This window comes from Xenorhabdus bovienii (assembly GCF_024721015.1).
GTDB lineage: Bacteria > Pseudomonadota > Gammaproteobacteria > Enterobacterales > Enterobacteriaceae > Xenorhabdus > Xenorhabdus bovienii.
On record NZ_JANAIF010000015.1, the window covers coordinates 1 to 12512 of the forward strand.

10 protein-coding genes and 1 pseudogene are annotated in these 12512 nt (G+C 40.5%); 7 read left to right on the forward strand and 4 right to left on the reverse strand.

Features of this window, described 5'->3' with window-relative positions:
* The 7 genes and pseudogenes from NXS07_RS06140 to NXS07_RS21800 form a co-directional block, all read left to right on the forward strand.
* On the forward strand, positions 1–126 hold a 126-nt coding region (locus NXS07_RS06140; protein WP_230580987.1), incomplete at its 5' end, for an IS1 family transposase.
* A gap of 326 nt (positions 127–452) precedes the next feature.
* Positions 453–845, forward strand: a complete 393-nt coding sequence (locus NXS07_RS06145; protein ID WP_051869172.1) for a chorismate mutase — start codon at positions 453–455, stop codon at positions 843–845.
* A 41-nt stretch (positions 846–886) separates the two neighbouring features.
* Positions 887–2371 carry an FAD-binding oxidoreductase gene (locus NXS07_RS06150; protein WP_258086373.1) on the forward strand — a complete coding sequence of 495 codons (1485 nt, stop codon included), beginning with the start codon at positions 887–889 and terminating at the stop codon, positions 2369–2371.
* Positions 2372–2393: 22 nt separating this feature from the next.
* A complete protein-coding gene (locus NXS07_RS06155; RefSeq protein ID WP_230579720.1) occupies positions 2394–3590 on the forward strand; it encodes an acyl-CoA dehydrogenase family protein in 1197 nt (398 codons plus the stop codon).
* A 21-nt stretch (positions 3591–3611) separates the two neighbouring features.
* Positions 3612–4583, forward strand: coding sequence for a methionyl-tRNA formyltransferase (locus NXS07_RS06160; RefSeq protein WP_080718335.1), 972 nt, complete (start codon positions 3612–3614; stop codon positions 4581–4583).
* Between the two features lie 887 nt (positions 4584–5470).
* Positions 5471–6194 (forward strand): annotated as a pseudogene (locus tag NXS07_RS06165) (IS3 family transposase); the annotation flags it as partial.
* A 103-nt stretch (positions 6195–6297) separates the two neighbouring features.
* Positions 6298–6438 carry an IS3 family transposase gene (locus tag NXS07_RS21800; RefSeq protein WP_368859245.1) on the forward strand — a complete coding sequence of 47 codons (141 nt, stop codon included), beginning with the start codon at positions 6298–6300 and terminating at the stop codon, positions 6436–6438.
* A gap of 498 nt (positions 6439–6936) precedes the next feature.
* Here NXS07_RS21800 and NXS07_RS06175 read toward each other — a convergent pair whose 3' ends face one another.
* The 4 genes from NXS07_RS06175 to NXS07_RS06190 are packed head-to-tail and all read right to left on the reverse strand — an operon-like array spanning position 6937 to position 12509.
* On the reverse strand, positions 6937–8694 hold the full coding sequence (locus tag NXS07_RS06175; RefSeq protein ID WP_258086374.1) for an ABC transporter ATP-binding protein: 1758 nt from the start codon (positions 8692–8694) through the stop codon (positions 6937–6939).
* Complete coding sequence (locus NXS07_RS06180; protein ID WP_308686596.1) at positions 8687–10426, reverse strand: ABC transporter ATP-binding protein; 1740 nt, start codon at positions 10424–10426, stop codon at positions 8687–8689. The genes NXS07_RS06175 and NXS07_RS06180 overlap by 8 nt, the downstream gene beginning before the upstream one ends.
* Before the next feature lie 47 nt (positions 10427–10473).
* Entirely contained in the window at positions 10474–11742 is a 1269-nt protein-coding gene (locus NXS07_RS06185; RefSeq protein WP_258086376.1) for an MFS transporter, read from the reverse strand.
* Between the two features lie 20 nt (positions 11743–11762).
* Positions 11763–12509, reverse strand: a complete 747-nt coding sequence (locus tag NXS07_RS06190; RefSeq protein WP_258086377.1) for a thioesterase II family protein — start codon at positions 12507–12509, stop codon at positions 11763–11765.
* Positions 12510–12512 lie beyond the last annotated feature (3 nt).

Here is a 12512-nt window from a genome sequence, read left to right on the forward strand (position 1 = left end):
AATCTGCGCATCCATATCAAGCGGCTGGCAAGAAGAACCCTTTGTTATTCACGCTCAATAGAAATCCACGAAAAACTCATTGGGACATATATTGAAAAATATCATTATAACGCTTTGGAGTCATGACCTTATATTTTAGTAAAATGAATTTATACTGAAAAATTATTGTTTTGTATGAAATCTTCAATTTTAATATGCGATCATTGAGTGTTAATACATTGAAAAACAAAGAATTAACCAGAAGCTAAAATTAAAATAATTTAATATGGAAATAATTTATTTAACTATACGTCATTAAGATTACACTTATTTTATAATCTCAGAGAGAAAAATATAATAATTTATTGACTTGAAGTTTAACCATGGTATACAGTTGTCTCGCAATTTTAAATGTGTAAATTAAATAATAACCGTAGTGTCATATTATTAACACTAGATTGGTAGGGTGAAATATGTCTTATACTCAGATAAAAACCACACCTCCGTTAATCAAATTAGTTGCTATTCGTGGTGCAGTTCAAGTCGATTCTGATACAGCTGAAAGTATTACTTCAAATACGTTATTAATTATTGATGAAATTATGTCTAAAAATAATTTATCAATTACTGATTTTGTAAGTTTATTTTTTACTATTACACCCGACCTTACCAATGAGTTACCTCCTTTGGTACTCTACGACTCTGGAATAAAAATTCCATCTTTATGTGCTGTAGAAAATAAAACCAGCATCATGATACCTCGAGTTATTCGAGTAATGGCTCATGTACAATGGCCTTATGGTGAACGACCGTATAAACATATTTATCTTCCGGGTACAGCGCCTTCAAGGCCATTTTCTGAGTAAAGAAAATTGTCTTCTATTTCATATTAATGGAACTAAATATTATGGATATAATAGAAAAAAAACAAAGTGATGTTTGCTCTTTGAATAATATTATATTAGAACTAAAAAATATAGTCGGTGAAACATATATTCAAATTAAATTCAATGAAATGTCAACTCTTACCTTGGGAAGAAATGTAAGTTTATTTTCGCCAAAAAATGTTAACGCTATTGTTAAACCTGGTTCGATCAATGAAGTAGTTCAGATTGTCCATCTAATGAATAAAAATAATCCAAAATTAGGATTACATATAGTCAGTTCTGGATATAATTGGGGGTTGGGATCTAAAGAACCTGTCAGTGAAGATGCTATTATTATAATTCTAGATAGATTAACAGAGATCCGAGAAATAAATATCGAAAATGGATGGGCTATAATCGAACCTGGTGTAACACAGCTAAATTTAGCTAAGCTATTAAAAGATAGTTCACGAATGCTGAACGTGACAGCTTCCTCTGGGCACACAAGTGTGGTAGGTAATATTCTGGAGCGTGGAGTTGGATTACGTCGCCAAAGAACTGACGACTTGTTAGGACTAGAGGTGATAACCCCTGACGGTGAAAAAATTAAAGTCGGATGGTGGCCACACGCAGAGAGAGATACTGCATTTAATACATTTGGACATGGTCCTTCATTATTGCACCTTTATACTCAATCTAATCTTGGAATAATAACTGGAGCCGTAGTTCGCTTATTACCTAGACCACAAAAACAAACTGTTTTGCATTTACGATTTCTTAGGAAAAAACTGTTAGGCGCTGTCAATTTGTTCAGAGACTGGTATGCACAGGAGATGGTCTCTGGTGTACTAAAAATCTATGACACTGTTTCTACTGAATCTTACGGTGGCTCGGTGGATGAACATCTCACCTTGATATGCGTGTCTGGTAATCATAAGAAAGTGGAAGCCACTATATCTATATTGTTTGAAGAAGCCAAAGACAGTGGAATATTTACAAAAATAACTCACTCAAATGAAATTAGTTCAGACAAAAATGACTTTGTTTTACAAGTTGTAGAACATGCTTATGCTGGTGATCCTACATGGAATGAGCATATGCTTCGTGCGGCTACTGGGCAAAATGCTAATGAGGTAGATAGTAAAGGTGGTGGTTGGCTTTTCTTTTTAGCTTTTATACCGTTCAAAGGAGAAACTATTGTCGAAGCTCTATCTATTATTGATGATATTTCTAACCAAACAGGCGTCAAAATTGGTACAACTGTAAATGCGTTATCTTCTGATGTTATAGACTTAGTTATTTCAATAAAATTTCCACCAGTAAAAAATCAGATAAGTAAAGCACATGAAACTCTAGATTTGATTTATGAACACTTTACTTATAAAGGATTTTATCCTTACCGTTTAGATATTAATCACACTCATTTTCTTGAACAGTATTATTCACAAACTGAGCGTGAAGTTAATAAAAAGTTGAAAAGCATACTAGACCCTAATGGAATTATTTCCACCGGGCGTTATTTCTAATTAATAAAATAAGGAAATGCAAATGGAAAATATGGGGCTTATGTCTAATTACAATGAAGTTATTCCAAATAATGCAGAAGATATTATTAATAAGGCTAAGAGTATTGTTCCGATATTAAAAGAGAATTCCGAAAAAATTGAAAATAACAGGAGACTTACTCAAAATATCATTGACCTTTTAAGAAACACAGGTGTTTTTCGCGCAGCAATGCCTAAAGAATGGGGGGGACCTGAGTTGACATCTATTCAGCAGACACAACTCATAGAGATTCTTGCCACAGGTGATGTTTCTGCGGCTTGGTGCAGTATGATTGGTATGGATTCTGGGATATATTCTGGTTTTTTACCTCCCGATATCGCACGCTCTTTATATCCTCATCTTGATATGGCTAATTCAGGATGGATTCATCCACAGGGGCGTGCTGAACGTGTTGACGGAGGATATGTTGTCAGTGGTAATTGGAGATTTGGTAGCGGGATAACTCACTGTGATGTACTGATATGCGGTGTATTAGTCTACTGTAATGGAGCACTAGAGAAAGATCCGATTACCGGAGAAGAACAACACTGGCGTATTATGGTTGCAAAACCAGAGCAATTTAACATTATAGACACTTGGCACACAACTGGACTAGCTGGTAGTGGTAGTTTAGATTACTCGGTTGAAAAGCTTTTTGTGCCTGAAAAACACAGCTTTTCATTTTCACAGCCATACCGTCTAGGACCTCTCTATAATTCACCTGATACCATCCTTCGAAAGATGGCAGGAATTCCTTTAGGAATGGCTCGTTCTTGCTTGGATTATGTGCGGGATCAAGTGCAAAATCGTGTTGATCGTGAAACTAACACTCCTTGGATTACAGATTTTCGTATTCAAGCCGCCATCGCCCGTGCCGAAATGGAACTTGCCGCTGCACGAGCATCAGTCTATACCAGTCTTGAAAAACAGTGGCAAAATATTTTGGAAGGTGATGAACCTGCTTCAGATTATCGCGTTGTGACTGCTTTGGCTCGTTATAATGCCTTTCAGACAGCTCGTAATATCGTACAATCTATGTACAACTTGCTTGGTGGTAGTTCAGTTTATCGGAAATCTCCTCTTGATCGCTGGCTTCGTGACGCACAGACGATGTGTCAACATGCAGTAGCACAAGATGCTATTTTACAGCTAGCTGGAAATGTTTTGGTCGGCGGTAAATCAACTAATATTTTCTTTTGATTTTTAAATCTGAGTATTGTTATGTCTAAAAAAACTAAAATAGTACTATTCACTGAGATTAATTCAAAACTAGGATCTCCGTTTCTAAGAATATTGTCAGCACACCCAATGATTGAGTTGCTAATGGTTATAACTTCGCCTCCAAATAAGGAATGTGACTATTTTATTAATGATAGGTATTCTGTAAATATAGAAAAGGAAGCTATATCATTGGGGGTGACAATTAAACGACCAGAAAAGGTAAATTCGCCAGAAACTATAATATCAATAAAAGAAGTTAATCCAGATTATTTTATTGTTGCCAATTTTCAACAGTTATTAACTAGAGAGCTACTGGATATTCCTAATGCTATGCCTATTAATTTTCATCCAAGTCCTTTACCTCGTTATGCAGGATTGGCACCATTCTATTGGATGATAAAAAATGGTGAAACTAAAACATCCATTAGTGCTATTAAAATGGATGAAGGGCTTGATACGGGTGATATAATTATGCAACGCTCTATTCACTTTTCAGAAAAAGAAACTTGCATTGGTTTGAGAACCTTTCAGGAAGATCAAAATGTTTTAATGTTATTAGATTTGATACCTCTTATGGTAAATAATAATTTTTCTTATAAACCCCAAAATATGCAAAACCGTAGTTACTTTGGTCGTCCAAAATCCTCTGATTATCATCTGAATTTCCAGCTTGAGGCTCAGGTATTAGAAAGACATATAAGAGCAGCATATCGTCACCCAGGTGCGTATTTTTTAACAAAAAAAAATCTAAAGATTGTAGTGCTTTCAGCTAATGTTACTAATATCCCGTCAAACATCGAAGAAGCTGGTGAAATTAGATATTCTAAAGGAAAAATTTTTGTTGCAACAAAAGATTTTTGGCTTCAGCTACTAACTATTGATATGGATGGAATAGAGGTGCCAGCATCGTTATTAATTAATAAAGAAAAAACAGATAACCGCACCAATACACTTGAAAATATACATATTTAATGGAGTGTGATATATTAAATTTTAAATAATACACTAATCATCCATAATTACAATGATAACAATCTAGTGTTATTAGAATCATGTAATTAATATAATAAAATTAATATTTTCATTATTATTGAAATAATATTAAAGAGAGAGATATTATAGAGACGTGCTAATTAAATTGTACCTCTCAACATAAATAATCTTATAGTATCCTGCAGTTTTAGATGGTTGTTATCAAATTATTTAAATAAAAAGACGCAGCAATTCATAATATTATAAAATAAAAATATTACTATGTTACAGTATGCCTCAGGCTACAAATTTTGTGTCTGCCATGAGCTTTATAAAGTCAGTCGTGTCTAGAGAAAACGAGATTCGATTGCAATGTCTTTATGTTACAAGAAACATTGGCCAATTTTGAGGATAATATAGTGCAATTACAATAGGTACACATTACGTCTATTTAGTAGAAATAAAACAGATGATTATTCAGGATGTAAGACATGGATTTATTTATTTTAAACGTATTTTACCCATCAATAGTTAAAAATTTATCAATTGAAGCTTAATTACTAAATTATATACAGTATATGAATGCATCTCGTTTGCAAGATACAAGTTATTGATTCAGCAATCCTCACTGAAAAAATTATATGTATTTTACATAGCGTTACAGAAGAAAATAAAAAAACTTTCGCACTATTTGAAACTATCTTGACCAGTATAGGAAAAATACTTCATTTGAAATTTCAAATAATAAAAATATATTGCATTTTATGTTCGTCCATCGAGAATTGCAGAAATCTGATAGGGGGATATACAAATAGTACCATTGATGACAGAGTCATAACTATTACAGACAGAGCCGTGATCCGCTTAAACGACCCAACCGATCATTGGTCAGTGAAAGCAGTTATCACTATAAGCCCCGTTTGTCTGCCGAAAATGAGCAGATTTCGGCGTGGTTACTGAATATTACGGGACAATAGCGTAATTGGGGATTTGGGCTTTGCTACTTGTATTTACGCAATGTGAAAAGGTTTCTTTGGAACCATAAACGGGTTTACCGGATTTATTGTGAACTGGCTCTGAATAAAACGCATTAAACCCAAGAAACAGTCGAAACGCGAACAACCCGAACCTTTGAAAGTGCCTGATGTACCTAATGAAAGTGGGTCAATGGATTTTATGCATGATCAGTTGTTAGATGGCCGTTCGGTGCGTTTGCTCAATATTATTGATGATTTTAATCGCGAAGCGCTCACTATTGAGGTTGATTTTTCATTGCCCAATTATCGTGTAATACGAACATTGGAGCACCTGATGGAGTGGTGGGGAAAACCTGCTTCAATACGTTGTGACACCAGCCATGAATTTCAGGCATCGGCGAAGGCGCATGAGATAGTGTTGAATTTTATCCAACCCGGAAAACCTCAACAGAATGCCTATATTGAGCGTTATAATCGAACGATTCGTTATGACTGGCTGGGACACTATTTATTTGCTTCCTTGAGTGAATTACAAGACTCTGCAACAAAATGGCAGTGGTTTTATAATCATGAAAGACCCAATATGGCATTAGGTGGCTATACACCAAAGCAACATATATTACGTGTTGCTTAAATTCTACTTTTAACCTCCATGAAAAATGGGAGGATTACCCTTTGCCCTGATAGTCCATCACATCACTACAGTTTAAAACAGGATTGGTTATTCAAAACACATCATGAAAATACATGAGGAGATGAAAAAAGATGTGTTGGATTATCTACATTACTACAATTTAACACGATTACACATGGCCAATGATTATTTAACGTCCGTGGAATATACAATGGCCTTAAAAAAAGTGTCCGGTTTTTTTTGAGCAGAAAATTGTTCTAAACAGGCTCATCTGAAGACGCTGACTCGCCGTTATTTTGCTAAGAAAGCCGTGGAAATAACACCAGAAATAAAAAATGAATACAGCGGTTACTTTGGAAAGATTTAAGTGCTGAACAGGAGATAAATTTTTTGGTGAACCGACTCAATATCACCCCGAATTTTTCGGGGTGAAAAAACACCGAATAAATTATTCAAGGGAATACCAATATGTTTATTTCCAGATTAACGATGTTGCATTTGTATCATAGTCATTATGGTGGTTAGCTTATTAATCGAATCCAGCATCTAAAATATATTTATTAAACGTCGAAACGGAGACAACCATCACTATTTAAAATAATAATACCGCTGACAACAATATAAAAATAATTATTCAAATCCACCTATATTTATTATTTCCAACCTCATTCAATAAAACCACGTCCGGTAATTAATTATTCCCGGACGTTTTTTTATCAACACATCCTTATATTACAAAATATTACTCACACCCAGTACCCATACCCCAGCTCTGCGTCTGTTGTTGTAATTGCCATAATTCATGATATAAGCCTAGCCTGTCGATCAGTGCGCTATGCGTTCCTTCTTCAACAATATCGCCCTGATCCATCACCACAATTTTATCCGCATATTGTATGGACGATAATTTATGCGCAATGACCAGAACCGTTTTTCGCTGAATTAATGATTGCATTGCGAGCTGGATCTCACGTTCATTTTCCGGATCAAGAGAGGCTGTGGCTTCGTCTAAAATAACCAGAGGGGCATCTTTTAATAATGCTCTGGCAATCGAGAGGCGCTGCAATTCTCCGCCGGAAAGATGAACGCCCCCTGCGCCGATATAGGTATCCAACCCTTCTGGCAGTTTGTTGAGCAGTGGCAATAGTTGCGCTGAACGGCAGACGGAAAGTAATTGTTCTTCTGTCGCATCTGGACGGGCAATTTTTAAATTGTTGGCAATCGTGTCATTCAACATGTAGTTTTTTTGGAAAACGACACTTAAAAAACGCTGCCAATATTCTGCATCCATCTCTGTAAGGTTAATGGGATTATGTTGCTCACCCACCCAGATATTACCCTGCTCGATATCCCAGAAACGGGCAATCAGTGAAGCCAATGTTGATTTGCCTGATCCCGAAGGCCCGACCAAAGCCGTAATTTTGTTTTCTTCAATCAACAAATTCAGGTTGTTAAATAAAGCTGGTTGATCGGGATAAGCAAAGCCGATGTTTTCCAGTTTGATCCGCATGGCGGTGATATCAGGGCGCAAGTTTCCCTGAGAAAGTTCAGGTATCTCAAACACTTTTTGGATGCGGCCAACGGCCAAACCAAAATAATTCAGTTCGGCTAAAAACATCGACATGTTTAATAAGGGACGGAAAAAACGGACGACGGCGATCAGAAAAACCAAGACTTCCGCCAGAGAGAGCGAATGCCCCAGCCAGCCCCAGGTCAGCGCAACCAGCAACACAATAAAGCCACATTCCACCAGCAGATTAAAACTGTATATCGGCCATACACCTGCTTTTTCTGCGGTTAAAGATTTTTTATACGTGGTGTCCAAGACTTGGTTGAGACGCTGAAATGCACCGCCCACCATTTGGTAGGCTTTTAATTCCTTTAAGCCGTCAATATATTCCATCAACCCATCATTTAAGCGGAACATCCATGATTGCACACGCGTCTGCCAGCGACGGGCATAACGACGGGTGAGGAAGTAGGCACAGACGGCTAATGGCAAGGTGGATAACATCGCTAATGCCATACGCCAATCTTTTAACAACAACCCAAAAGCAAAAAAGCAGAGCACGGATACCGTTGCGATCATCGGCGCATACAGGTGAGTGAAGATCCGCTCAACCATATCAATGTCTTTCAGCAGCGTGTTATTGACACTGCTCATCTCTGAACGGTAGAAAAAACCCATCGGCAAACGCCGTAAATGTTCCCCTAAGTGCTTTCTCAATGACGCGCCGGCATTAAACCCAATCAATGACACATTGAAATAGAGGATCCGCACCAATAAAACCCGTATCAGCATCAGCACAGCACAGGCGGCGGCCAACATAAATTGGTAATGGATATCCGGCTGGGCCGAGAGCATATCCAGAATGATGTAATAGAGAAATGCGTAAGGCGCAGAAGTCAGGAAAGCGTCAACAATAGCAACACAGACCATACTTTTCAGCCCCTTGAGCGGAACACCGATTAACGCGGTTAATACCGAGAATTTATTCATGAATCACCGCCTTTGGCCGGGTGATGAAATGCCATTCTTTCGCTGCCTGATGCGCTGACCACATCTTTTGGTATAGAGCACAATGGGAGAGTAACTGCGGGTGGGTGCCTTCCAATACTTTTTTGCCTTCGTCCATGACCACGATTTTATTAACGTGAGTCAGAGTATTCAGGCGGTGAGCAATCACAATAACCGTTTTATCTTTGATCAGCGCAGCCAGCGCCTGCTGAATACGCGATTCGTTGCGCGCATCAGCATAAGCTGTCGCCTCATCAAGGATAATGACGGGGGCGTTTTTGGCTATCGCTCTGGCAATGGCAATCCGCTGTGCCTGACCTCCGCTTAAGATTTCCGGCCTGATGACGGTCTGGTATTTTTCCGGCAATCGGTCAATAAAATCATCTGCGCAGGCCGCTTGAGCCGCGGCTTTGATCTGCTCTTCCGACAATGCCTCATTGCCCATTCTGATATTGTTAAAAACCGTATCCTCAAAGATGAACGCATCCTGAAAAACAAAGGCGGTCAAGGACATCAGTTGTTCAAGGGGCATAGCATCAATCGGCGTATTTCCCAGCCGAATCTCTCCTGATTGATACTCATACAAACGCGGTATCAACTGTGCCGCAGTGGTTTTCCCCGCGCCGGAAGGCCCGACAAGTGCGGTGATCTCTCCCTGCTTTGCCACAAATGAGAACTGATTAATAGTCTGAGTTTCAGAGCCGGGATGATGAAAACTCACCTGATTAAAGCAGATGTCGTAATTATCGATCGCTACCCATTGTTTGCCTTCTTTCTGTGCAGGCGAGGTAGAGAACTCACGGATATTCTCAACACCTTTGAGTAAATCGCTGAACATATTGGCAAACTGAGACAGGTTATACAGCGGCTCCATCAGGCCAATTCCCAACAGCATAAAAATAAACAGGACAGATAATGTCACCTGCCCGTCGGCAAATAACCAGATCCCCACAGGCATAATGCACAGTAACCCCAATTCAAGGGAAATTTTAAACAGTGCCGTCGCTGTACGGGTATCCCGTAGCCAGTTCGTGACCAGTTGATGGTGTTCATTGACCGCCTGTGTATAGCGCTGATGTGAATTGACGGTCATATTAAAGGCTTTAACCAGCGGCATGCTTTTCACGAAATCGACAACGCTGGTATGCAGATCCGCAACGACACGGTGATAAGCGCCGATGCGTTGATTGAATCCCTTAAACATCCAGCCCTGCATCGCAATGGCTACCGGCAAAGGCAGTAAAGCCATTAATGCCAGACGCCAGTCAAAGAAAAATAGCAGAACGGCCGCGCCCACGGGGGTCATCACCGCGGCGGCCATATCGGGCAGATGATGAGCGACAAAGGTTTCGATCCGGCCGATATCATCGGCAATAATTTTCTTCAGTTTCGCACTGGTATGTTGATGGCAGGTGCTTAATGGCAAGCGCCCAACCCGCTCTATCACCTGCTTGCGTAATTCAAACAGCAATTGGAATGCAGCCTGATGAGATAGCAGCCCCGATGCCAGTTGTAGCAGGATTTTTCCTATTAGTGCCAACGCCGCCATGATCACCATCCACCAGACATGTTGAGCGGCGATTTCTGGCTGATTGAGGAAATCGACAATCAATTGATAAACGATCACATAAGGAACTAATGCCAGCAGCGAATAACAGATAGCCAGAAACATGGCAGCAGCCAGCCGTTTATGCTGACTACTGACCAATTTCATTAACCATCTGAAGGCAGTTTGTTGATTTTCCGGTTCTTTACCTACCATTATTCTCTCTCCGTAATGCAACGGGGTTCGTCAAATCCGCGGTAAGAGCGGCGACTGTAGCGGAAGCAGACTATTGTCAATAGAACCACGGCAAAACCACTGGCCGCAGCCAAAGTAAATGCTTGTGTGAATCCCAAATGATGAGCCAATAAACCGGTCAAAACCATCGCCATGCTACTGCCGAGAACTTCGCAGCACTGCAATAGTGTGAAATCCGTGCCTGGCTGGACGATGGTGTGATCTTTTTCGCCTTCACTCCAGCGCATAAACCAAGAGAAAAGAGAAACACAGCAGAGGTTAAAAAAGAAACCTTCCAGAATAAAGAACAGGAATACCATCGTCGGGCTGTTTGCCGAAGCCATGAGGGATAATGCCGTTCCCAGCCAGCAGCAAGCGCTTCCGGTCAGCCCGAATACGGTCAATTGCGGGCTGGAAAACCATTTATGCAAAATACCGGACGATACCGCCCCGGCGATATAGCTGATAATCAGCACGCCGCCGGATATTAACGCAATCAGTTCCAGATTCACGCCCATATCAACCAGCAGTGGCGACACTAAAGCCACGCCCATGGTGCTGGTAAATTTGAAACACAGTGCCATAGCAATAATCGGCAACCAGCCTTTGCGACGGAAGATTTTCCACAATGACGCCCTGCCCGGTTTAACGGGCAGTTGATTTTCTTGCGTGAAGCTACCCTGATGGCACATAAACGGCAGATGGCAAATAAGCTGGATTAACAGGAATGACAACACCGTCATATGCCACCCTGCCGCACTGAAGATATACAGACTGAGCACACCGCCCAATAACATGCCCAAACTGAATCCTGCGATCTGGCTGACGTTCACATTGACATGCCGGCTACCGGCAAACACCCGAACGGCCAGAGCATCTACCGCAACATCCTGGCTGGCGTAGCAGAAGTTGATAATGGTGATTAAGACCAATAAACCGATAATGTCAGTATCTGGAGCAAAGAACCACAGCAGGACGGCCAAAAGCAGGGATAACCCCTTAAATAGCTGAATCCAGCCCATCCCTGCGGGGAGTGAGCGAAATCCCCACGGCTTATGGTTTTCAATCCATGATGCCCATAAGAATTTAAATGCCCACGGCAGCATACTTAAACCCACCAGCCCGATAAACTGCATATCCGCTCCCTGCGCCCGCAAGATGCCGGGTAAGGCAAAAATTGCAAACCCTAAAGGTGCACCCTGCCCACAATATAAACCAAATAAACTCGCGATATTGCCGTTATATTTCATTGTTATTTTCTTTCCCTTACTTATACGTTCATCACTGGCTGATTTTTATTTGCCAAACATTGATTGAGAAAATCAAAGAGTGATTCCCTCTGGTCATTCAGATAAAAATGCCCACCAGAAAACAATTTCAGTTCAAATGTTCCGCTGGAAATTTGACACCATTGCTTGAAATCACTGATAGAAACTTCACTGTCTGCCTCACCAATACAGGCAATCACCGGACAATTCAGTCGCTGTTCGCAGCGCCGCTGATAGGTTTCTATCGCGGCAAAATCAGCGCGAAAAATCGGCACCAGCAGCGATTTCAGCTCAGGCTGCCGGTAATCCATATCCGCACCTTGCAGCGAGATAATTTTGTTCAGCAGTGTTTCTTCGCTCTGGCGATAAAAATCGGTACCGGTATTTTTATGCGGGGGAAGCCGTCCGGAAACATAAAGGCCAGTAATGCTTTTTCCCTGTCGCTGCATCCTCAGGGCAACTTCAAAGGCCAAAGCCGCCCCCATGCTATGCCCGAAAAATACCGTCGGACGGGCAGGCAGAAATGAACAGGCGGCCGCAATCTGATCAGCCATTTGATGGAGATCGTGCAGCAAGGGTTCCTGAATACGGGAACCATGCCCCGGAAGCTGAACGGCGTAGACAGCGGTATCATCTGCAATACCATTTTTCCAAGGCATAAAATACTCTGCGGTTCCCCCTGCATGGTGAAAACAGACCATCTGTTGATGGGTGCCGGATTTAATCAATCTGAAAGTGCGGTCATTCATTTG